We start from the raw sequence: 22,280 nt of genomic DNA, 5'->3' as shown, positions 1-22,280 counted from the left end.
TCAAACAGAAAGTTTCGTTTTGTATACGACATTAAACTCAGCAACTACGTATGAGAAAATTTCTTAAATTTAAGAATCAATTTGAAAATTTAGGAAATTCTTGCACCTGGTTCTATATTAGATGAAACTGTTAAAAGTGTGAGTTTATTATCCTTTTTTGCCGCAAGTAACATGCCTTTTGATTCAAGTCCCATTAGTTTTGCAGGCTTCAAATTTGCTACAACCACTATTAACCTATTTATAAGTTCTTCTGGTGTATAATATTGAGCAATTCCAGCAACAATTTGTCTCTGCCCAAGTTCACCAAGATCTATTTGCAGTTTCAATAATTTTTCAGATTTTTCTACCTTTTCAGCCTGTATTATTCTTGCTACTCTTAAATCGATTTTCTTAAATGTATCTATGTCTATCAACTCTTCCATTGTTACGACATTTTCTATCTGCTTTTTTTCCATATTTTTGCCCTCCTGTTTTACGTTCTTTTCTTCTTTCGCTTCAAATTTCTTGAACAAAGGTTCCCCATGAAGGATTGTTTTGCCTTTTAGAAGATCCCATCCTTCGAGAAAATCTTTGCTAAAACCTTCGATCACTGACAACCTCCTGTATACTTCTTTAGACGATTCAGGCATTACGGGAGATAAGAGTGTAGCCACTTTTAATATGTTCTCTGTAACTATCGTTAACACCGTACCAAGCCTTTCCTTTTTTCCTTCCTTAGCAAGAATCCAAGGCTTTGTATCGTCAAAATATTTATTAAGCGATGAGATAAACTGCCACAAGACATCTAAGGCTTCCGTTATTTTATAGCTATCCATCAGTTCAACAAATTTATTTTTTACGTTTTCATACTCGTCAAGCAGTGATTTATCAATATCATCGAGCTGTCCAATTCCTGGAATTTTTGAATCGAAGTGCTTCTGAATCATTGCAAGAGTCCTATGCAGTAGATTTCCGTAATCGTTTGCAAGGTCAGAATTTAACCGTTTTATTAAGTTTTCCTCTGAAAAGTCACCATCTTTACCGAAAACTATGTCACGAACTAAATAATATCTAACAACATCATTTCCATATTTCTTCACATATTCTCTCGGGTCAATAGCATTACCAAGAGACTTACTAATTTTTTGACCATTAACTGTGAGCCACCCATGTGCAAAGATTTTTTTTGGAAGTGGCAATCCCACAGACATTAACATTGCTGGCCATATAAGACTGTGAAATCTGTTTATTTCCTTGCCAATTAAATGCACATCTGCGGGCCACCATTTGTTAAATTTCTCTTTGTCGTCAGGATAACCAATAGCTGAAACGTAGTTTATTAAAGCATCAACCCAGACGTATACCACATGCTCAGGATCTCCAGGCATAGGTATTCCCCACTTCAGTGTCGTTCTTGTAATGGAGAGGTCTTTCAGACCAGTCTCAAGGATTCTTAACATCTCATTTTTTCTAAATTCTGGCTCAACAAACTCGGGATTTTCTTTGAAATGTTTAAGCAATGGTTCATTGTATTTGGAAAGTCTGAAAAAGTAGTTTTCCTCTTTTATAAGTTGTACATCCCTTTTACATGAAGGACATAGGTTATGACCATGTTCGTCATGTTCAAGTTCTTCCTCGTTCCAGTAAGTTTCGCAAGGCACGCAATACCAACCTTCGTAAGTTCCTTTGTAAACGTCACCATTTTCCTTCATTTTATTTACAAAATATTGGACAGTTTTTATATGTGATTCATCTGTTGTTCGAATGAAATAATCGTTTGTTATTTCGAGATCTTTCCAAAGCTCTTTAAACTTTTCTGCTAAAGTATCGCAAAGCTCTTTTGGGCTAACTCCTTTCTCTCGAGCAGCTTGCGCAATTTTTTGACCGTGTTCATCTGTTCCAGTAAGATAAAATACTTCATATCCCATTAGTCTTTTGTACCTTGCCAGTATGTCACCTATTATAGTTGTATATGAACTTCCAATGTGTGGTTCAGCGTTAACATAATAAATTGGTGTCGTAATATAAAACTTTTTCACCATAACACCTCCAATTTAGTTGTTTTTACTTTTCAGAAAAATTATACCATAACTCTTCAATATTTGCACGAATCCATATTAGCAAAACAAAAGGTGGCTTAAAAAGCCACCTTGACTATCAGAATAAACCAAACTTATAAGTTATTCTACATCGAAAAATTCTTTTAGCGGAGGAATTAGATCAAGATACTTTTTGTAATAGATCAATTTCCAACCGGGTCTAAGAAGATTCTTATCTTTTATAAACTTATTTTCTGAAAGAAGTTTTTCTTCGCTGACTCCTAATCTATATGATAACCTTTTCAATGTATCTCCGGCGTTTACAACATACTCTAGTTTTACAGAAGTTATGCGATTCCCATCCTCGTAAGAATTCAGCACTTTTCCATTCAACACTTTTTCCATAACGCTTAAAACAATTTTTTGGACTGGTATTTCAAAATCTTTGACTATTTTTCCGAAAAGAATTGGCTCTTTTCCGTAAGTTCTGATAGATGGAACAGATAAGTAAACAACATCATTATCTTCCAGGTTTTTCCCAGCATAAGTTATTTTTCCAACCTGTCTTTCATTTACAATAACCTCATATGTAATATTCTCAAAAATGTCGAATAACCATGGATACATTACGAGTTTTTTATCAAACTTGACCTTTCCATCTTCATAGTGTATATTTTGTATTGTTTTTGTAATGATATCTTTTACATCTTTCCCTGTCATTCTGATTAGTTTAACGCCGGTTGTTTTTCCGATGAGTGCATATATATCTTTTCTTGTAATATCACCTTGAGCAATTCCTATGTAATTTGGATTGAATATATTCCAGATTCCTATTGAAGACTTTGTATATTCTATTATTGCCTTGTTTACAATTTCAAGAGTTAAGCTATCTTCCAAAAACGCCATGTACTTGTTGAAACCTACTGTTATTGAAGAACTAAACAATACTTCTTTAAGCCAATTTTGAAATGCCTGCTCATAACTTTCAAACTTCCTTAAAAAATCTTCTGACGGAGTGTAATTTGTTAAGGGTAAATTTTCTACTTTTACAGATCTTGTTTTCCAGTTATTACCAACTTTTTCTGCATTTATTGTTATTTTATTCACACTTTCTCCATCATTTCCGGCTAACGAATAAAACTTGTTTGACTTCTGAGAAACGTAAACAAAAGATTGATTTCCAAAAAGAAATCCATCAACGTCTTTTGAAAATTCTCTAACGAGTATGTCTCCTATGTTTAGATTACTCTCCAGTGCTATTCTTCTACCACTTAAAGGATCGGTTGTTATACCTCCGCTGGTAGCAATAAGCAAAAAATTTGCTCCTTGACTTTTGGCAGACGCTATAGCTTTCCTGACACTACTGACTAAATCGTCAAACTCATAGCTACCGTAAGGTACGGCAACACCTATAATTCCAACTTTTATTCCATTTTTGAGTTGTCTAACTAAGAAGCTCTTAACTCCTGGGACATTGCGCAAGTTTCCAGCCAATGTTGTGGCTTTCAAATTTTGAATTACTCTACTTAACTCCTTTTTTCCAGTACTCAATTCAAAACTGCCTGGAATAAATACGTCATAACCTACTAAATTAAAAGCCTCTACTACAGGATCGTTATTTAAAGTTTGAGAAAAATCACCAAATGGTGAGCCATAAAGCAGGTTCCCAGTGTCGATTAGCAATACGTCTTCGTTTAACCTTTTAAGTTCTTTAATGTAGTAATCTATGACTGCTAAACCTTTTGCTTCATACGTATCACTAAAATAATTATACGGAAAAACTGTTCCGTGAAGGTTTGACGTGTGAATTATTATAATTTCCGTGGAAAATGCGAGGGTAATCAAAAGATTAGTCACTACCAATAAAAAGACGCATTTTCTCATCTTTTTCCCTCCTCTCTGAGTTTTTCATAACATTCTTTGCAAACAGCTATGTACTTTTCTTTTCCGCCAACATCGTATATTCCACCGTTTGTTCTTGTTTTAAAAGATAAGGTACCGCTGTATTCTCCACAAACTTCACATACAGCCTTTTTCTTAATGACCTCGTCTGCTAATGACAACAACAAAGCAGTTGTTTCAAAAGGTTCCCAAAGATAATTCATATCCAAACCAGCGCAGTAAACATCTACCCCTTCTGATACGATTTTTTTGACTAGTTTCACAATAGAAGTATCGAAAAAATGAATCTCATCAATAAAGATAGCTTCTGGCTTATCGCTTAAGCTGTTGTAGAATTCATCCATTTCAGCAACATCTTTTACTGCTTTTGCAGGCATTTTAAATAGTTTGTGTGTGACAACATCGTCTTGGCTGTACCTATCATCAATTTGTGGCTTAATTATCTTTGTCCGCTTTTTGCCAAGCTCATAGATCTCGGCAAAATTAAGAAGTTCTGTAGTTTTACCTGAATACATAGGACCTGTAATAACTGTAAGTTTTCCAAAATTTCTCAAAACTCTACACCCCCAATATTGTTTGAATTTCTGACCAAACTTTGAAAAATCTGGTATAATTATACCAGAAAAAGGAGGTTATGTACAGATGAAATTAACAACCTTTCAAAAAGACAAATTAGTCGATACTCACGCTCACCTGCATATGGAAGACTTTGATAACGATAGAACGGATGTTTATGAACGTACTAGAAGGTTAAGATTTGTATTAAATGTTTCCACATGTATGGATGATCTTCACGATACATTAGTAGTTTGCAGAGAGCTTGAAAACGTATATGCAGCTGTTGGAATACATCCACATAATTCTGCAAAGGTTCCAAAAGATTACCTTGATAAAATTGAAGATTTTGTAAAGGGTGGAAATAAAGTTATTGCGGTAGGAGAGATAGGTCTTGACTATTTTAGAAATTTGTCACCCATTGACATACAAAAAAAGGTTTTTATTGAGCAGCTTGTAATTGCAAAGAGCCTGAAAAAACCGGTAATTTTGCATATCAGAAATGCTTACGAAGATACGTACAAGATCATCAAAGATATTAACATCGAATGCGGTGGTATTGTACATGCATTCAGTGGCGATGAAAATTGGGCAAAAGAATTTGTTAAGATTGGATTTAAAATAGGGATAGGTGGACCTGTTACGTATCCTAAGAACGATTTACTTAGGAATGTGGTCAAAATAATAGGTGTGGAAAATATTGTTACTGAGACAGACAGTCCTTATTTACCACCTCAACAATATCGCGGGAAGAGGAATGAACCGGTTTATGTACAGCATGTTTACGATCAATTGCAGTTGCTGTCTGGATTAGAAATCGATGAGTTGTGCGATGTGATTTGGAACAATGTAAAAGAAATTTTGAAATTTCAAGTTATCGACGGGGTTGGTTGTAGAAATGATTGAAATAATAGAGGGTATATACGTTGGTAGAAGTGAAGGTAAAATTTTAGTTTCGGTTGGTGGTATAGTTCTTGGAATATACACAGATGCCGAGAGTTTTTCGGAAGTTCAGGAAGGTGTTAAGATAGCTGTTTTTGCAAAGGTGATAATTAGCCAAGATGATATATTGCTCTACGGATTTGATTCGAAAGCTAAAAAGGAAGCTTTTGAAAAATTGATTAAAGTATCCAAGCTCGGACCTAAGACCGCTGTTAAAATACTTTCTGCAACAAATGTTCAGTATCTATCAAACGTTATATCATCTGGAGATGTTGAAAAACTTGCAAGTATACCAGGAATCGGCAAAAAAACTGCAGAAAGAATAATTGCAGAACTCAAAGATGAATTTGAACCAATCGGTGTTGATGAAAAATTCTCAGAAGCAATAGAGGCTCTTGTATCACTTGGTTATTCAAAAATTCAAGCAAGAATGGCGGTTAATAAAGTGATTAAAGAATTTGGAGATAATAGGAATGTATCCCAAGTTATAAAGGAGGCACTGAAGGTATTGGTAAAGATGTAAAGTTGTAGATAGTGGAAAAAGGGATGGGATTATGGGGTAAACAGTGTTGGAAATGCACCTACGCAGGTTATAGTAAATCCAACACTTGGATATAAACTTGACCCTGGGGAACCAGGTATTCCATCTGGTGCACCAGCAAGTAGAAGCATATTGCGCGTTCTTAATCAAGAACTTGCAAATTATATGGACTTTAAAAAACAAGCGATGGAAAAAGGTGGATTTATCATCGCTGGTGGAATATATTTGGACCTTGAAAAACGTGGCTCTTTCCTTGCAGCCGTAGCAGGTAAAACAAAAGTTTTGATGTATATTCCTGGCGATAAAGAAAATCAAGATGGAAGAATTGGAGACGAATTAGATCCAAGTAAGATGGATAAGGACATAAAGCAATCAAAAATACAACAAAAAATAGATGAGTTATATAGAAAACTATCCATTACAAATGATCCTCTTGAAAGAGAACAGTTACAACAACAGATCTTACTTTTGACCATGGCTATAAACGCTCTTACTTTCGGTATGAAGATTCCAGAGTTTCTTGTTGGAATGCTTTTGAATACCACTGTGTAACATTTTAATTTCCCGTTATGGTAATAATCTGCATTCAAAATTTAGGAGGGATAGGGAGTGACATTATCAAAGATAATCGAATCTCTTGGTTTGAAGGTTGTTTATTTTTGTTATGATTACGAAATTGAACACGGATATGTTGGTGACTTGTTGAGTATTGTGATGCGCTCAGCGCAGCAAAATTCCGTGTGGTTGACAGTTCAAAGTCATGTGAATATTATTGCTGTTGCGGCTCTTACAGGAACAAAAGCTATAATTCTTTGTGAGGGACTTGAATTTCCAGAAGAGACAATTCATAAAGCCAGGGAAGAGAATATAAATCTTCTAATATCGAATGAAAATTCATATATAACAGCAGGGAGAATATACGAACTTGGCATCAGATAAATTACTAGTTGCTGATTTGCATATACATTCTTGTTTATCTCCATGTGCGGACATAAGCATGTTACCTTCTGTTGTGTGTGGAAAGAGGATAGATATCTTCTCTATAACTGATCATAACACCGCTCAAAATGTAGCGGCTTTTATTAATTTTTGTAAAGATAAAATAGTTGTTCCTGGTATAGAAATACATACTGTGGAAGATGTTCATATACTTGGATATTTTCAAGATTTTGAGAGTTGCATAAAGGTTTCAAATCATGTAAGGGAAAATGTTACTCCTTTTGTATACGACCCTGAAAAATTTGGTTATCAAATAGTTATAAACGAAAATGAGGAATTCATAGAAACTGTTGACTTTTACTTGGGTTTTCCAACGAACCTTACAATTCAGCAAACTCTTGAAATCATATATAGGCACAATGGACTTGCAGTTTTTGCACACGTTGATAGAAGATTTGGTGCAATTTACCAGTTGGGTATAATTCCAAAGGGTACTGAAATAATAGAAGTCAGAAAAAAAGAGACATTTTTAGAATATAATAAAAAGGGATACATAGTCTTAACATCGTCGGATGCTCATCAGCCAGATGAGATAGGTTCTCGGAAAATATACTTTTATGATGAATTAGTAAATGTATCCGATGTCCTGACTTTTATTTGTGAGAGGAGGTTTAAAACTATTTGGGATTAATTACCATCGCAGATCATATCCACGATATTGCTGAGAATTCTATAAATGCTGGAGCGAAGAATGTCGTTGTTACAGTCAAGGAAACAGAAGATACGTTTTACTTTTCTGTTGAGGACGATGCTGGTGGAATAAAACCTGAAATCCTGGACCGTATTTTTGATCCATTCGTAACGACAAGGAAAAAGGAAATTCGAAGAGTAGGACTTGGGTTACCGTTCCTTAAGCAAGCGACTGAGCTTACAGGCGGCTATACCAGAATAACTACCAAATTAGGAATTGGAACGAAGACAGAGGCACTTTTTTACAAATCGAACATAGATTGTCAACCTGTTGGGAATTTGGTAGACACGTTTTTAGTGCTTATTTTGAACATACACATAAACTGGAAGATAAAAAGATGTTTGATGCAAGATTGTTATACAATTGATAGCGAATCAATTAAGAATTATTTTGGTGAACTAGACTCACCAATGAAAATAACTATTTTAAAAGAATTCCTGGATGAACTTGAAAAATCGTTGTATTCAAAATAAATAAACCATAGATACAAGGAGGGAAACCAAGTGATTAAAAAAGGTATATTCGTACTAACGCTGGTTTTATTACTAACCGTGTTTTCTTTTAGTTTTATCTTAGAAAGTGTTCAGTTTGAAGGATTGAAAATGCTTACAAGTTCTGAACTTGAAGAGTGTTACAAGATGTATGTTGGTAGGGACGTAAACGAAAATGCAGTTTACGAGATCTTAAGTAATTTAGATGACACAGGCTATTTTGATGAGATTGATTATCAAATTGTTGAAGGAAAAGAACCTGGGAAAAAGATATTAAAGATAAAGGTAATTGAAAATGAGCCAGTTAAAAAAGTAAACTTAGAAGTCGTTGGTCCTGGAGTCTTAGATAAGGAAAGTATCCAGAAAGAGTTAAAGCTAAAAGAAGGAAAGCCTTTTAGCTTTGCGAAATTTTGGGAAAGTATAGATAGTATAGCCAAGCTTTATTCTTCGAAAGGTTATCTTGTAGCAACTCCAAAGAGTCAAGATAAATCGTTTGCATTTGTGTATGTTGGTGGTAAGGTAGAAGAAAGCGAAATTTCTTTCTTAGTGACAGAGTACGTGCTTTACGACTTAGAGTTCGACGTTGTAAGTGAAGATGAGGATTTAAAAAAAGAATTTGCGAAAATCAAGTCGGAAATAGGTGTTAAAAAATACAGAGACTACGAGTCTAAGAATTGGTTTGAAAAGATATTTGATTCCGAAAAAGACTATGTCCCAACACTCCAAACAATTCAAGGAATTTTTCAGAGTATATCTAAATATGTTTATTTTAGGGTAGTTGATATGTCTGTGCAGCAAACTGGTTCCAAGATCCCTGCAAAAAGTATTTCAATAACACTAACTGACAATACCGTGGTAAGGCAACCACTAAAGCTCAAAGGTATAAAAACTGTTGGTAATACCGTTTTCATGCAGAAAGAACTCATTGGTGAAACAAAGGAAGACACCTATACAAACTATGCAATATTGTCAAAAATCCAGCAAATAAAGGATAAATACGACAGAGCTGGGTATTTCATAGATTTGAATCTTAGCTTAGATGATGAAGGGTATTTGAATATCAAAATCACAGAGATAAAGGTTAGAAATGTAAAGCTATCTGGAAACAATGTTACCAGGGACTATGTGTTTAATGATGTGATAAGTGTTAAACCGGGGGATTATCTCAAAAAGGGTGAACTACAAAATACTTATATAGAGTTATCAAAGCTGAACTTTTTCAAAAACGTAGACATTGGAATCGAACCTGTAGAAGGTGACAGCAGCAAAGTTGATGTTGTGATTAAAATATCTGAGAAAGACAAGAAATTTGACTTTCAAGGTGGGGTAACTTGGGGACCGGTAAAAGATAGACCATGGTGGGAGGGTATTGCTGGACTATTATCACTTTCTACTACAAATCCGTTTGGATATGGTGAGAATATATCAATATCTTTACAAAAAGCACTTTCAACTACTAATCTATCGTTGACAGCCGGTATAAGAAAACCTTTTGGTCTACCAGTCTTGTTTAATAACACATTTTCTTATCAAGATAATCCAAAAGACGGTGGCACAGAGAGTAAACTTTCGTATTCAGTAGAGCTAAACACATTGAAAACACCTTTGGGACAATTTGGAATAGGTGTTGGGTACAAAGACACAACATATGCTACAGATACAACTCTTAATACAAAAACAGTCAGTATATCTGGGAATTATGTCTATGAAACTCTTGATAACTTGTATGTACCAATGAAGGGTTTTTCGTTCACATTGACTGGGACAAAATATATACCACTTTCTGAAAAAGGATCTGATGCGTTGAGTTATCTCGGTGAGCTTACATTCCATATTCCTTTGGATCAATCAATTTCGCTGGCTTTTAGATTGCTTTCGGGTCAAGTTTTTCAAACTGCTGGCGAACCTGTTACATACGAATTGACTGGGTTAAACCAGGTAAGAGGTGTGAAGTCATCTGATAAGGGAACGGTCATAGGCCTAAGTAACAACGAAATAAGATTCAAAGCACCCGACCAGATGTTTTACATCTCTGTCTTTTACGATTTGGGATTTGTTGATAACATATTCTCATTTAATAAGCTCGTTAGCTCAGCTGGTATTGAGTTTGGATTAACAGTACCAATATTTGGTCTAATACGAGCTGGTTGGGGTATACCAATACCTTCTACTCAGCTCAATTTTTACTTCATGTTTGGTAAAACATTTTAATCCTTTAAGAAGAGGTAAAGTCTTATGGATAAATTAACTGAACTTATTGAAGAGCTGAACTCAATAAAAAAACAGGCAGAAAGTATGGTAGAAGCGCGATGGTCTGAATTTGAAATGTTGCGGGAAAGAGGGTCTGAAGAAGAACTTTTTTCTGAACTAAGCTTTTGCATCTTAACTGCAAACTGGAGTGCACAAGGTGGAATAAAAGCTCAAAAACTCATAGGAGATGGGTTTATATACTTAAGTGAAGAGGACTTAGCACAAAAATTAAGAGAGATAGGCCACAGATATCCAGAAGCAAGAGCTAAGTTCATAGCTTCAAATCGTTGGATACTGGGGCAATTGAGAAAACTTTTGTTGGAAAGTGATCCTCGAGAATTCTTCGTAAAGAATGTAAAAGGATTGGGTTGGAAAGAAAGTTCTCATTTTTTGAGAAACGTAGCGTTTACAAATTATGCAATATTAGATAAGCATGTGTTAAGAACTATGATGCGCTACGGGATAATTCAGCAGATACCGAAAGGATGGACGAAAAAAAGATACTTAGATTACGAAGAACGACTTAGAAAAGTTTCAGTTGCCTTTGGAGAGCATTTAGGTAAATTTGACCTTTATTTATGGTACATGATAAAACGTACAGTAGATAAGTAAAAACTTTCAAAGGGGGACATGACATGAAACTTATCGAAAGTGTTCCGAATTTTAGCGAAGGACGTAGGGAAGAAATAGTAAGACAGATCATTGATGAAGCAAACAAGTATCCGAAAGTAAAAATTCTTGATTGGTCAATGGACAAAGATCACAACAGATCAGTTGTAACACTTGTTGGTGACCCAGAACAAATACTTGATGCATTGTTTGATATGACAAAAAAGGCATCCATGTTAATTGATTTGAGATATCATAAAGGTGAGCATCCAAGGATGGGAGCAACTGATGTTATTCCGCTAGTTCCTTTAATTGGAACAACGATGCAAGAATGTGTTGAATGGTCTAAAAAGCTTGGAGAGAGAATTGGCAGAGAACTTAACATACCTGTGTATCTTTACGAAAGAAGTGCAACCTCACCGGAAAGAGAAAACTTATCAGAAATAAGAAAAGGTGAATTTGAAGGATTCTTTGAGAAGATAAAAGATCCAAAGTGGAAACCAGATTTTGGACCAGATAGGGTGCACGAGACGGCAGGAGTTACGGCGGTGGGTGCAAGAGAATTTTTAATAGCATTCAACGTTAACCTTGGAACAAACAACATTGAAATAGCGGATAAAATAGCAAAAGCGGTTAGACACATCAGTGGAGGCTACAGATATGTAAAAGCAATGGGAGTAGAATTAAAAGAAAAAGGAATTGTTCAAGTTTCTATGAATTTAACAAATTACAAAAAATCACCTATATTTAGAGTATTTGAAACTATAAAAAGAGAAGCCCAACGTTATGGTGTACCAGTGGTAGGTTCAGAGATAATCGGTATGGTTCCTCTGCAAGCCCTTGTTGAAACGTTTGCTTGGTATTTGCAAATTGATGATTTTGGAACTAACAGGATAATTGAGCAAAAATTGATCGAACAGTTAACAAAAGGTGAGTAAAAGACTAAATACACTGTAATAATTTACATAAGGAGGTGCTATTGCATCTCCTTTGTTTTTTTGGTATAATTAGTTCGTACCACGAACAATTGATCATCTAAGAAAATATTCACGTGTTGTAATAAATTTTTCAGGAGGTGAGGTTTATGGAGTACAGAAAAGTTGGTAAATGGGGTTTGAAGGTAAGTGAGTTATCTCTTGGTACATGGCTCACATTTGGTAACCAACTTGATTTGAATGCAACCAAACAGGTTGTAAGGTACGCAGTTGAAAATGGCATCAACTTTATTGACACAGCAGAGGCCTACGCTAATGGTATAGCTGAATCTATGCTTGGAATGATTTTAAAAGAATATCGTAGAGAAGATTTAGTTATATCAACTAAGATATTTTGGGGTGGCGATGGTCCAAACCAAAGAGGTCTTTCAAGAAAGCATTTGCTGGAAGGTACTTGGAATTCGTTGAAAAGATTGCAGCTTGATTATGTTGACATACTTTATTGTCACAGACCGGATCCAGAGGTACCTATGGAGGAAATTGTTTGGACGATGGATCAAATCTTAAGAAGTGGACTTGCGTTTTATTGGGGTACAAGTGAATGGAGTGCAGAAGAAATTGAACATGCTTGGCGTGTTGCGAAAGAACTTAACTGTATACCACCTATCGTTGAACAACCACAGTACAACTTGATATTCAAAACACGAGTAGAGAAAGAATATGCACCACTTTACGAAAAATACGGTATTGGTACAACCATATGGAGTCCACTTGCTTCTGGCGTTTTAAGCGGTAAGTATTTAGATGGAATACCACAGGGTTCTCGGCTTGACAGATGGCCTTGGCTTAGGAAAACTTTAGAAGAAAGAGGAATATTTGAACAGCAAACAACCGAAAAGCTTAGAAGACTAAGAGAAATCGCAGAAAATCTTGGTGTTACAATGTCTCAACTTTCAATAGCATGGTGCCTGAAAAATTCACACGTTAGTAGCGTCATTCTGGGGGTTAGTTCTGTAGAACAATTGAAAGAAAATATCAAGGCTATAGAAGTTAAAGAGAAAATTACGGAAGAAATTTATAATGAACTCAGTTCTCTCTTTTAAATAAAAAATAAATAAAAAAACCGGGAGCGTGAAGCTCCCGGTTTTTCAAATAACCAAAATCATTGGGATATTAATTTTTGAAAGGATTATAAAACCTACCATGATTTACAAAGATAGAGAATAATATTATCGAGATCAATATTAAAACACAGACCAACAATGCAATGTAATCTTTTAATTCAAACTTTTTGTTTGTATACCACGTACGTTTTTTGTGTTTACCAAACCCTCTCAAATCCATGGCGTTACTAATCTTCTCAACCCTGTCCATAGTGGAAAATATTAAAGGAATCAGTATCAAAAGAGCATTTTTAAATCTCTCTTTTAGTTTAGCCTTTCTTGAAAGTTCAACACCCCGTGCTTGTTGCGCAAGACTTATGTCAATGTAAGACTTTTGAACATCTGGAAAATATCTTAAAGTTAGTGCAACAGCATAGGCTATTTTGTAATTCACACCTATTTTGTTTAAAGATGATGCAAGCTCGCTTGGATTTGTGGTGAATAAAAACACCATACCTAGTGGTATAACAGAGATGTACTTGAAAAATTTTGTGGCTTGGTAAAAAATTTGTTCGAGTGTAAGAGTGTAAGTTTCCGTAAACCTCAATAGTTCGTGTTTAGTTCCATAAAGCCTTACACCTTCTTCTGGGGAAAAGATGAATGTTATAATTTCGTTTATCAATAAAAATATTAAGACATACACTAACATTAATTTTATTTTCGCAAATTTTATCTTGGCTAAGTAAATTAATGTGAAAGAAAAAACAAGCATTATAATGATTATTCTAATATCGTAGGTATACATAACTGCTGATGTTAAGATAATAAACCCAAGAAATTTAGTCAGCCCCGACAGACCATGAATAAATGATGTTTTTGAATCATAGGAAATTAACTTTTCTTGCATTACTCTTTCTCACCAACCTGTCGTAATTTATGAAATGTTGTACAAAACTTGTTTCATCACTTACACCAACCATCTGAGCAAGCGTGTAAAGTGTCGTTTCTTTTAGGTTTGCTCTATTTACTAAGTGCATGTTTGTTAGAATAGCAGATGGTTTTGTATCGGCGATTATCTCCCCATCAGCAAAAACAATTGTTCGGTCTGTGTACTCCATGATTAAATGCATATCGTGCGTGATCATTAAAATTGTGACGCCCAGAGAATTTAGTTCATCCAGAAAATCCATTATCTCAGAATAATGGCTAAAGTCTTGTCCTGCTGTTGGCTCATCAAGTATTAATATCTCTGGCTCGAGAGTGAGTATAGATGCTATTGTGACTCTCTTTTTTTGTCCATAACTCAAAGCGGAAATAGGCCACTTTAGCACACCGTACAGTCCACACACTTTTGATATTTCTCTTATCTTTCTCTCAACATTGGTTTCATCAATACCCCGTAACCTTAATCCAAGTGCCAATTCATCGTAAACTGTACTTTTTGTTATCATTTGGTTTGGGTTTTGCATCACAAAACCTATAATTTGCGCTCGCTCCTTGATACTCATACTTGATATTTCCTTTTGTTTAAAGTATATATTTCCGGAGTCTTCTTTAACGAAACCGCACAAAACCTTTGCAAAAGTCGATTTCCCAGCGCCATTTTTTCCTACAATGGAGATCATCTCTCCCTTAGACACTTCAAGGTTTATATTTTTTAAAACTTGCTTACCTTTCTCATAGGAAAAGCACAAGTTTTCGATTTTTAGCAAAGGCTTATCGAGGCTAAGGTTTGTTTCTACATTTTTCCTTATGTCAGCAATCAAATTTTGCTTATACCAATTCTTAACCTTATTCTTGTCTTCTGTGTCCATTTTAAGTGTATGTATGTAACCAGGTGTTTTTTGGTTGTGAATGTCTATTCCGGCATATTTGAGTGCAGCTACATATAATGGTTCTCTCAAGCCACATGTGACAAGCACATTAGAAGAAACAAGTTCGTGGGGGTTCATATCGGCAACTATTCTACCATCGTTTAGTACAACGATTCTGTCAACAGGTTTGTGAAGAACATCTTCGAGTCTGTGCTCTACAATTATAATGGTTTTTCGTAGATTTTTATGTAAATCGTCTATAATTTCAATAGTTTTTTTTGCTGTCGCTGGATCAAGGTTAGCAAGTGGCTCATCAAAGACAAGAATGTCCACATTATCCACAAGTACACCTGCAATTGTCGTTCTTTGTTTCTGTCCACCTGATAGTTCAAATGGAGAAGACTCAAGAAATTTTTCCATACCGACTAGTCTTGCTGCTTCTTCAACTCTTATTCTCATTTCCTCAATAGGAATGTTATCGTTTTCCAAAGCAAAAGCAATATCCTCAGCAACAGTTAAACCAACAAATTGTGCATCGCTGTCTTGTAATACAGTGCCAATAAATTTGGATAGTTTGAATATATCCAACTCTCTTGTTTCGAAACCTTTTATCTTCAAACTACCAGTAATTTCGCCTTTGTATGCAAACGGTATTAGGCCATTCAAACAATGAACAAGTGTGCTTTTCCCACTCCCGCTTGGTCCTAGTATAAGTACCTTCTCACCAGAATAAATCCGCAGATTGATATTGTAAAGACTTGGTTCCGCTTGCGTGTAATACTGAAACGTAAAATTACTAAATTCTATGATAGGTTTGCTTTCTGCTTGTGGCTTCACTTATGATTTATCTCCTTTCAAAACACTTTATTCTTGTTTTTTTAAACTACCTTTCTTAGGTTTTGTTGCTGCATACACGATAAGCAGTGCAGTACCTATAACTCCCGTACTAATCATATTCATAAATGACGCAGCAATACCTTGAACAAAGACCTTACCGGCAGGTTCTGCGTAAATTATAATGTCAAGTACCGGAGCAATGACTAACCATGCTATTGCATTGCCAATTATTTGAAATAAATTGAATATAAATATATCCTTTCCTTTGAATTCTCCCTCTTCAATCCGGATTTTTTTGTAAGAAAAGCCAAAAATAAAACCTGCTAATCCACTTGAGATGACCCAACTCCACCAAGGGGAACCATATTGAAGTGCGTCACTGATAGCATGACCAATAAACGAAGAAAGCGCACCAGCAATTGGTCCATACAAAGCTGCTATAAATCCCGCAAATCCATATGCGGTTTGGAAACTTGTCTGTGGAACTGGCGAGGGAATTTTTACAAACATAAACAAAAGTGTAAATATAGCTGCCCCAAGTCCAGAAGCAACAACTGTGGAAGTAGTTACTCTGAAATACTTTTTCATCCGACATACCCCCTTTTCTTTTCTTGCACCGCTGTTCATGTTTTTGGCATTAAACACTGATTATACAGCAATAGGTGGATCATTTTCGCCAGATTTTATTGGAGCACCATGGTCTATGGATAGATTTATAGACTTGCTCAAACACATCTGGATTCCATTGATAGTTATAGGTCTAAGTGGGGTAGGTGAACTTTTAAGAGTCATGAGAGCAAATTTATTGGACGTGCGGGGGCTCCTTTTATAACAGCTCTACGTGCAGGAGGTCTTGACGAGAATGTTGTCAGAAGGCACGCTGTGAAAAATGTTATGAATCCGATGGTGAGTATTGCTGGGATGGAGCTACCAAATGTCTTTAGTGGAATGATAATAGCATCCATAGTTCTCAATTTACCAACAATAGGTCCTTTCTTTTCCGATGTTTTATTGAACCATTATCAGACCTTATAATGCCTTTTTTGATGCTCATAGCTTTAATAACTCAAATTGGTAATTTGCTTGCAGATATAGCCTTGACGTTCTTAGATCCAAGAATTAAAATAAGTTAAAGACAAGATAAAGGTGGTGAATTACAAATGATTTCTAAGAGAATTATCAATCAATTCAAAAAGCACAGATTGGGAATATTTGGTTTTTGGTTCATAATCTTACTTTACGTAGTAACTATTTTTGGTGATTTTATAGCACCATACAGTTATAAATCAACGCACTCGAAGTTTGTTTACGCTCCACCGACAAAAATACGATTTATGCACGAAGGTAAATTTATAGGTCCGTTTGTATATGGATTAAAAAAAGAAAGACATCCTGTAACATTCCTGCTGAACTGCGTTGAGGACAAATCAAAAATTTACAAGCTTAAACTGTTTGTTAAGTGAGAAGAGTGCAATTTCTTTGGCTTAAAAACCAACATACATTTATTTGTTATCGAAGCGGAAAGACCACGCTCGCTAAGATAATAGCAAAAATACACGAACCTACTCAGGGTAAGATATTTTATTATAAGGAGGGCATCGAATACGATATTACGAAGAGACTTGGAAAAAATAGAATGCAGTTTAGAAAAGAAGTGCAAATGATTTATCAGAATCCATTTGATTCACTTGATCCAAGAATGAATATAGAACAGATCATTGAGGAACCTTTGGAGGCTCATAGTGTATTCAGCAACAAGAAGGAACAACGAGAGTACATTAAAAACTTACTTTTGAAAGTAGGCTTAAATCCAGGCATGATGGAAAGATATCCTCATGAATTCAGTGGTGGTCAGCGCCAGCGTATTGCAATTGCACGTGCTATTGCATTGAAACCCAAGTTGATAATATGTGATGAACCAACTTCTGCTCTCGATGTTTCCGTACAGAATCAAATTGTAAATCTGCTTGCGAAATTGAGAGAAGAGTATAAAATGAGTTACCTCTTTATATCACATAATTTAGATGTTGTAAAGTATGTAAGCGATAAAATATATGTAATGTACCTTGGAAATGTTGTTGAAGAGTCACAATCTGAAGAACTTTTTTCTAATCCAATGCATCCTTATACAATATCACTTATTGATTCTATTCCATCTTGGAACCCCGAAAATAGAAAACTTAAGCACGTAAGGCTTGAAGGTGAACCTCCAAGTCCTATAAATCCACCTCCAGGTTGTCCTTTTCATCCGAGATGTCGTTTTGCTCAAGATATATGTAGGGTTGAAAAGCCAGTACTATCAGACGGAGAACACAAGGTGGCATGTCACTTTCCTCAGGGTAGGATGTAGTTTATAAGACAGAAATTTGAAGGTGAGAGAATGCCGGGGCTATTGAGCGAAACTTCAATAAGCAATGTGAGCAGAATTATCGAAAGCGGAATTTGCCAGAAGATTTATCCTGGAGCTGTGTTACTGGTTGGTTTCAATGAAGATATTCTATATGAAAAGAATTATGGGACTTTGGATGAGGTGGAACCAGTAAAACAAGACACACTTTACGATTTAGCGAGCTTAACAAAAGTCATAGCAACAACCACAGCAATTATGAAACTTTTCGAGGAAGGCAATATTTCTTTGAACGACATGGTTGGTGACTTTTTGGAAGTTACCCAAGAAAAAGGTCAGATAACAATTTTCGAACTCTTAACACATACATCAGGTCTTCAACCATACAGCAATCTTTGGCGTATCTTTAGAGGTGATGAATTAAAAAAGGAACTTCTAAATATTCAGCCAACTTGCAGGGGTAAAATGCAATACTCTTGCCTTAATTTTATCACCCTCATGGCTATTGTTGAAAAAATAACAGGAAAATCTTTCGATGAATATATACACCAATTGATAGGTATTGATGATTTACGCTTTAACCCTCAAGTTGAAAGATGTGCTCCAACGAGTGAGAGAGACGGAAAACGTTTGAAAGGTTTACCGGACGACGAGCTTGCTTATTACCTTAGAGGTGTTAGTGGTAACGCAGGATTGTTTGGAACAGCTCGGGCGATTCATAAATTTGTAGCTCGATTGTACAATGAGTATTATGTTTCAAAGAATGTAATGAATTTGTTTACTCAAACAATAGTTTGCGATCCATCCGATCCGTCCAACAAAAGGCATATTGGATGGATGGCGCCTGTGAAAGGTGGAAGCAGTGGCGATTTTGGAAATGATAGCATGTTTGGCCATACAGGATTTACTGGTACAAGTCTCTGGTGTACAAGAGAAGGATTGCATGTAATATTTTTGACAAATAAGGGTTTTTACCAACGTTGGGAAGATAAAATCCAAAGAATTAGAAGATTGATTCACAACGTAATTTTTTCCCAATTGCTTGATCTAAAATAGGGTGTGAGAGAAATGAAAGTTTTAACAAAAATTTGGGATTGGGTAGATTTTTCAAAATATTGTGTTCAAGAAGAGCATACAGTTCTTGGTGTGATGTCTGGTACATCCGCTGATGGACTTGATGTTGCTAATGTGAAATTCAAAATGATAAACGGAGAAATTGAGTATGAGGTTTTAAATACTCTGAGTATAGATTACACCAGGGATTTTCAGCAAAATATTATCAAGGCCTATTCAAACAGCACATCGAACGTGGAATACCTAACAAGATTGAATGTAGAACTTGCCAAATATCATGCTCAAATGATAAGTAAACTCAACTGGAAATACGACATTGTTGCTTACCATGGTCAGACTGTTTACCATTTACCAACCTTTGGAGCTACGTTCCAGATTGGAGAACCTGACATCCTTTCAGTAGCACTTGGAAAGCCAGTAATATATGGATTCAGAACGAAAGACATGGCGTTAAACGGTCAAGGTGCACCTATTAGTGCTTATTTCGATGCATATTTTCTTTTGAAGAATAAAGAAACTGCGGTACTAAATATAGGAGGGATCTCTAACATTACGGCTATTGATCCAGATGGAGAATTAATAGCTTTCGATACTGGACCTGGGAACTGCCTTATTGATGAAATATGTCAAATTTATTTCGGTGAACGATACGATAAAGACGGTGGTTTGTCGTCGAAGGGAGTAATTGAAAATGAAGTATTGAAAATACTTTTTGATAAAAGTAAAGAATACATTAAGAAAAAACCTCCCAAGACAACAGGCAGAGAGTTTTTTAATTTATATTTCATTCAAGAACTTTTAAACTGCACTTCAAGAGAGAATTTGTTAAGAACTGTTGTTAAGTATACTGCTTTGTTGATACACATTAACATTAGTTACTATTTGCCAAATGTGAAAAAAATCATAGTAGTTGGTGGTGGTGCTTATAACAAAACATTACTAAGTGATTTAGTCGAATTTGGATACGCTGTAGACGTACCATCCAGTTTAATGATAGATTTCAGAGAAGCTATAGCAATGGCTTTTCTTGGCGAGTTGTTCTTAAGAGGTGAGGCATACAGCAAAGTAGTTACAGGTTCGAGAAGGCCTTCTTTACTCGGTAAATTGTCGTTACCGTCGTAAAATAATCACACCAGTTTTGGAGGTAGAAAACGTGGTTAAAGGTAATTTCGATAGTTTCTACACTTACAGAGAAATTCTCAGAGTAGATAAACTTTTAGACTACGTAGATAATATTGAACCTTTCATTTTCGAAAAAGATGAAACTTATGTGTTTATTGGATGCGGCAGTTCTTTTAATATTGGGCAAATAGTCTCTGAAGTTCTACGGAAAAGGGGAATATGTTCAAAAGCTATCACATCCGGAGAATTTCTTGCAAAAAGTTCGTTAGCAGAAATTGTTAATAATAAATACAATACGGCTATTCTTATATCAAGAACTGGTACAACAACAGAAACTGTTGAAGTAGCAAAATTACTGTCCGGAAGAATGAAAACTGTAGGCATTACATGCGAAACTCAAAGCCCTTTAACAGATATGTGTGATGTAAAATTCAATCTTGATTTTGCTCATGAAGAATCTATTGTAATGACAAGTAGTTTTTCAGCAATAGTACGATTATTGTTAAATGGGATTGAAAAACAAGAACTTAGAGCTAATGACTTCTTGGAGAAGTACATGGGTATTTTAAATTACGAAAAGTTAAGCATTAAAGATCATTTTGTTTTTTTGGGTTATTCAGAACGGTACTTTGTATCTAAAGAGAGCGCGTTGAAAGTTGAGGAGATGGCTTTATCTCACACAGAATTTTACGAACCTCTTGAGTACAGACACGGACCTATAGCCTTACTGGGTGAAAAAACACATGTTACAATATTTTCAACTGGAAGCGAAATTGAGAGAATGCTTGCCGAAGAACTGATTAGAAAAGGTGCGTCAGTTGATCTATTAGAACCGGTTTCAGACGTTCCTGAGTTTGAAGTCCAATTTCTTGTTTTGTACAGTCAGCTACTTGGTTTTATGAAGGCCGTAAGTAAGGGATTGAATCCAGATAAGCCAAAAGGCTTGGTAAAGTCTGTAATTTTATAACAAAAGGGTGGTGCGAAATGGTTCTTGAAAATGTGTTAATTGTTGACCCAATAGATGGTGAATACGTTGGTACAGTGGAGTTTGAGGAAAGAATATACAAAGTGTTAAGAACAGAGAGAAGTACTTATAAAAGTATACTTATGCCTGGCTTTATAGACCCACACATTCATGGCGTAATGGGCATCGATACGATGCATGCAAGCAAATTGGAATTTGAGAAATTCAAAGAATACGAAGCACTTGAAGGTGTATGGTATTTCCTTCCAACTACCGTTACTTGCCAGCTTGAAAAACTTTCAAAGATCGAAATTCCAGAAGATTTAAAATTTCATATAGAAGGTCCTTTCATTTCCAAAAAAAGAAAAGGCGCGCATGATGAAAGTTACATAGTGTCACCTCCTGCGGATGTAATTGAAATGGAAAGGTATGTATCTTTAGATAAGATAAAGATAATAACTGTGGCACCTGAAACTGAGACATTTTCCGAGTTTGCCAAAAGCTGCTCACACCAGGGAATTAGAGTTTCCCTTGGACATTCCAATGCAAATTTCGAAACAGCTAAGAAATCTTTTGATTATGGTTATCGAAGGATAACTCATTTTCCAAACGCATTGAGCCAAATTCATCACAGAGACCTCGGCATGGTTGGTGCAGGATTGTATTTGGACTTTACTGTGGAATTGATAGCAGATGGGATTCATACTTGCCCAGAATTTGTTGATTTTGTATACAGAATCAAAAGAGCTCAAAGAATAATACTGATTACTGACAGTATAAGTGCAACTGGCATGAAAGATGGATACTATATACTTGGTGAACTACCTGTAAAAGTTGTTGACGGCAAAGCGCAACTGGAGGATGGCACTATAGCCGGTAGTACACTTCGTTTTTCCGAAGCTGTTAAGAATTTTCAAAAATTCACTGGTTGTCGGCTTAGAGAACTTGCTATAGTATCTTCTTACAACTCAGCCCTTGATTTGGGAATAGAAGGTGGAAGAATAAAAGAAGGCTATCCGGCTAAACTTGTTGAATTAGATGGCGATTTGAATATAGTCAAAACGTGGAACTTTTAAAAAAGAAAAG

24 protein-coding genes are annotated in these 22,280 nt (G+C 35.6%); 18 read left to right on the top strand and 6 right to left on the bottom strand.

Annotated elements, in window-relative coordinates:
- Positions 1 to 89: 89 nt before the first annotated feature.
- The 3 genes from metG to N2Z58_04125 all read right to left on the bottom strand — a co-directional run bounded on the left by metG (position 90) and on the right by N2Z58_04125 (position 4,474).
- Positions 90 to 2,021 (bottom strand): methionine--tRNA ligase, encoded by a 1,932-nt coding sequence (gene metG, locus N2Z58_04135; GenBank protein MCX7653849.1) that lies wholly within the window; start codon positions 2,019 to 2,021, stop codon positions 90 to 92.
- 138 nt (positions 2,022 to 2,159) lie between these two features.
- The gene (locus N2Z58_04130) at positions 2,160 to 3,902 is read right to left on the bottom strand and encodes a 5'-nucleotidase C-terminal domain-containing protein (GenBank protein ID MCX7653848.1); all 1,743 of its coding nucleotides are present in this window, start codon (positions 3,900 to 3,902) and stop codon (positions 2,160 to 2,162) included.
- Positions 3,899 to 4,474, bottom strand: a complete 576-nt coding sequence (locus tag N2Z58_04125; protein ID MCX7653847.1) for a thymidine kinase — start codon at positions 4,472 to 4,474, stop codon at positions 3,899 to 3,901. The genes N2Z58_04130 and N2Z58_04125 overlap by 4 nt, the downstream gene beginning before the upstream one ends.
- Before the next feature lie 88 nt (positions 4,475 to 4,562).
- Between N2Z58_04125 and N2Z58_04120 the strand changes: the two genes are divergently transcribed.
- From N2Z58_04120 to N2Z58_04075, 10 genes are all read left to right on the top strand, one after another.
- On the top strand, positions 4,563 to 5,381 hold the full coding sequence (locus tag N2Z58_04120) for a TatD family hydrolase (protein MCX7653846.1): 819 nt from the start codon (positions 4,563 to 4,565) through the stop codon (positions 5,379 to 5,381).
- Positions 5,374 to 5,940: a Holliday junction branch migration protein RuvA gene (ruvA, locus tag N2Z58_04115; GenBank protein ID MCX7653845.1), complete on the top strand. Its 567-nt coding sequence runs from the start codon at positions 5,374 to 5,376 to the stop codon at positions 5,938 to 5,940. Before N2Z58_04120 ends, ruvA begins: the two co-directional genes overlap by 8 nt.
- Positions 5,941 to 6,090: 150 nt before the next feature.
- A complete protein-coding gene (locus tag N2Z58_04110) occupies positions 6,091 to 6,510 on the top strand; it encodes a hypothetical protein (protein ID MCX7653844.1) in 420 nt (139 codons plus the stop codon).
- A 57-nt stretch (positions 6,511 to 6,567) separates the two neighbouring features.
- On the top strand, positions 6,568 to 6,897 hold the full coding sequence (locus N2Z58_04105) for an iron-sulfur binding hydrogenase (GenBank protein MCX7653843.1): 330 nt from the start codon (positions 6,568 to 6,570) through the stop codon (positions 6,895 to 6,897).
- Positions 6,884 to 7,588 (top strand): phosphotransferase, encoded by a 705-nt coding sequence (locus tag N2Z58_04100; protein ID MCX7653842.1) that lies wholly within the window; start codon positions 6,884 to 6,886, stop codon positions 7,586 to 7,588. Before N2Z58_04105 ends, N2Z58_04100 begins: the two co-directional genes overlap by 14 nt.
- Complete coding sequence (locus N2Z58_04095; protein ID MCX7653841.1) at positions 7,579 to 8,121, top strand: ATP-binding protein; 543 nt, start codon at positions 7,579 to 7,581, stop codon at positions 8,119 to 8,121. The genes N2Z58_04100 and N2Z58_04095 overlap by 10 nt, the downstream gene beginning before the upstream one ends.
- 30 nt (positions 8,122 to 8,151) lie before the next feature.
- Positions 8,152 to 10,350, top strand: coding sequence for a BamA/TamA family outer membrane protein (locus N2Z58_04090; GenBank protein MCX7653840.1), 2,199 nt, complete (start codon positions 8,152 to 8,154; stop codon positions 10,348 to 10,350).
- Positions 10,351 to 10,374: 24 nt separating this feature from the next.
- Positions 10,375 to 11,001, top strand: coding sequence for an N-glycosylase/DNA lyase (locus N2Z58_04085; GenBank protein MCX7653839.1), 627 nt, complete (start codon positions 10,375 to 10,377; stop codon positions 10,999 to 11,001).
- Positions 11,002 to 11,024: 23 nt separating this feature from the next.
- The gene (ftcD, locus tag N2Z58_04080) at positions 11,025 to 11,936 is read left to right on the top strand and encodes a glutamate formimidoyltransferase (GenBank protein MCX7653838.1); all 912 of its coding nucleotides are present in this window, start codon (positions 11,025 to 11,027) and stop codon (positions 11,934 to 11,936) included.
- A gap of 146 nt (positions 11,937 to 12,082) precedes the next feature.
- Positions 12,083 to 13,036, top strand: coding sequence for an aldo/keto reductase (locus N2Z58_04075; protein ID MCX7653837.1), 954 nt, complete (start codon positions 12,083 to 12,085; stop codon positions 13,034 to 13,036).
- A gap of 70 nt (positions 13,037 to 13,106) precedes the next feature.
- Here N2Z58_04075 and N2Z58_04070 read toward each other — a convergent pair whose 3' ends face one another.
- Genes N2Z58_04070 through N2Z58_04060 form a run of 3 tightly spaced genes read right to left on the bottom strand, consistent with a single transcriptional unit; the run spans position 13,107 to position 16,275 of the window.
- Positions 13,107 to 13,943, bottom strand: coding sequence for an energy-coupling factor transporter transmembrane protein EcfT (locus tag N2Z58_04070; GenBank protein MCX7653836.1), 837 nt, complete (start codon positions 13,941 to 13,943; stop codon positions 13,107 to 13,109).
- Positions 13,918 to 15,687 carry an ABC transporter ATP-binding protein gene (locus tag N2Z58_04065; GenBank protein MCX7653835.1) on the bottom strand — a complete coding sequence of 590 codons (1,770 nt, stop codon included), beginning with the start codon at positions 15,685 to 15,687 and terminating at the stop codon, positions 13,918 to 13,920. The genes N2Z58_04070 and N2Z58_04065 overlap by 26 nt, the downstream gene beginning before the upstream one ends.
- Positions 15,688 to 15,714: 27 nt before the next feature.
- A complete protein-coding gene (locus N2Z58_04060; GenBank protein ID MCX7653834.1) occupies positions 15,715 to 16,275 on the bottom strand; it encodes an ECF-type riboflavin transporter substrate-binding protein in 561 nt (186 codons plus the stop codon).
- 43 nt (positions 16,276 to 16,318) lie between these two features.
- On the opposite strand from N2Z58_04060, the gene N2Z58_04055 reads away from it, so the two are divergent.
- From N2Z58_04055 to nagA, 8 genes are all read left to right on the top strand, one after another.
- Positions 16,319 to 16,519, top strand: coding sequence for a hypothetical protein (locus N2Z58_04055; GenBank protein MCX7653833.1), 201 nt, complete (start codon positions 16,319 to 16,321; stop codon positions 16,517 to 16,519).
- A 50-nt stretch (positions 16,520 to 16,569) separates the two neighbouring features.
- Positions 16,570 to 16,722: a hypothetical protein gene (locus N2Z58_04050; protein MCX7653832.1), complete on the top strand. Its 153-nt coding sequence runs from the start codon at positions 16,570 to 16,572 to the stop codon at positions 16,720 to 16,722.
- A 125-nt stretch (positions 16,723 to 16,847) separates the two neighbouring features.
- Positions 16,848 to 17,150 carry a hypothetical protein gene (locus tag N2Z58_04045; protein ID MCX7653831.1) on the top strand — a complete coding sequence of 101 codons (303 nt, stop codon included), beginning with the start codon at positions 16,848 to 16,850 and terminating at the stop codon, positions 17,148 to 17,150.
- Positions 17,147 to 18,037, top strand: coding sequence for an ATP-binding cassette domain-containing protein (locus N2Z58_04040; protein ID MCX7653830.1), 891 nt, complete (start codon positions 17,147 to 17,149; stop codon positions 18,035 to 18,037). The genes N2Z58_04045 and N2Z58_04040 overlap by 4 nt, the downstream gene beginning before the upstream one ends.
- Positions 18,038 to 18,067: 30 nt before the next feature.
- Positions 18,068 to 19,090 (top strand): beta-lactamase family protein, encoded by a 1,023-nt coding sequence (locus tag N2Z58_04035; protein ID MCX7653829.1) that lies wholly within the window; start codon positions 18,068 to 18,070, stop codon positions 19,088 to 19,090.
- Between the two features lie 12 nt (positions 19,091 to 19,102).
- Positions 19,103 to 20,230, top strand: a complete 1,128-nt coding sequence (locus tag N2Z58_04030; protein MCX7653828.1) for an anhydro-N-acetylmuramic acid kinase — start codon at positions 19,103 to 19,105, stop codon at positions 20,228 to 20,230.
- Positions 20,231 to 20,261: 31 nt separating this feature from the next.
- Positions 20,262 to 21,197: an SIS domain-containing protein gene (locus tag N2Z58_04025; GenBank protein MCX7653827.1), complete on the top strand. Its 936-nt coding sequence runs from the start codon at positions 20,262 to 20,264 to the stop codon at positions 21,195 to 21,197.
- A 17-nt stretch (positions 21,198 to 21,214) separates the two neighbouring features.
- Positions 21,215 to 22,270, top strand: coding sequence for an N-acetylglucosamine-6-phosphate deacetylase (gene nagA, locus N2Z58_04020; protein MCX7653826.1), 1,056 nt, complete (start codon positions 21,215 to 21,217; stop codon positions 22,268 to 22,270).
- The last annotated feature ends 10 nt before the right edge of the window (positions 22,271 to 22,280 follow it).

Origin of the sequence: Fervidobacterium sp. (assembly GCA_026419195.1) — a bacterium.
GTDB lineage: Bacteria > Thermotogota > Thermotogae > Thermotogales > Fervidobacteriaceae > Fervidobacterium.
This window is presented reverse-complemented; position numbering and strand designations above follow the sequence as displayed.

Excerpts from the sequence above, each read along its gene's own strand:
- metG (MCX7653849.1), bottom strand. The coding sequence starts at position 2,021 with ATGGTGAAAAAGTTTTATATTACGACACCAATTTATTATGTTAACGCT.
- N2Z58_04130 (MCX7653848.1), bottom strand. The coding sequence starts at position 3,902 with ATGAGAAAATGCGTCTTTTTATTGGTAGTGACTAATCTTTTGATTACC.
- N2Z58_04120 (MCX7653846.1), top strand. The coding sequence starts at position 4,563 with ATGAAATTAACAACCTTTCAAAAAGACAAATTAGTCGATACTCACGCT.
- ruvA (MCX7653845.1), top strand. The coding sequence starts at position 5,374 with ATGATTGAAATAATAGAGGGTATATACGTTGGTAGAAGTGAAGGTAAA.
- N2Z58_04085 (MCX7653839.1), top strand. The coding sequence starts at position 10,375 with ATGGATAAATTAACTGAACTTATTGAAGAGCTGAACTCAATAAAAAAA.
- ftcD (MCX7653838.1), top strand. The coding sequence starts at position 11,025 with ATGAAACTTATCGAAAGTGTTCCGAATTTTAGCGAAGGACGTAGGGAA.
- N2Z58_04075 (MCX7653837.1), top strand. The coding sequence starts at position 12,083 with ATGGAGTACAGAAAAGTTGGTAAATGGGGTTTGAAGGTAAGTGAGTTA.
- N2Z58_04070 (MCX7653836.1), bottom strand. The coding sequence starts at position 13,943 with ATGCAAGAAAAGTTAATTTCCTATGATTCAAAAACATCATTTATTCAT.
- N2Z58_04060 (MCX7653834.1), bottom strand. The coding sequence starts at position 16,275 with ATGAAAAAGTATTTCAGAGTAACTACTTCCACAGTTGTTGCTTCTGGA.
- N2Z58_04045 (MCX7653831.1), top strand. The coding sequence starts at position 16,848 with ATGATTTCTAAGAGAATTATCAATCAATTCAAAAAGCACAGATTGGGA.
- N2Z58_04035 (MCX7653829.1), top strand. The coding sequence starts at position 18,068 with ATGCCGGGGCTATTGAGCGAAACTTCAATAAGCAATGTGAGCAGAATT.
- N2Z58_04030 (MCX7653828.1), top strand. The coding sequence starts at position 19,103 with ATGAAAGTTTTAACAAAAATTTGGGATTGGGTAGATTTTTCAAAATAT.
- nagA (MCX7653826.1), top strand. The coding sequence starts at position 21,215 with ATGGTTCTTGAAAATGTGTTAATTGTTGACCCAATAGATGGTGAATAC.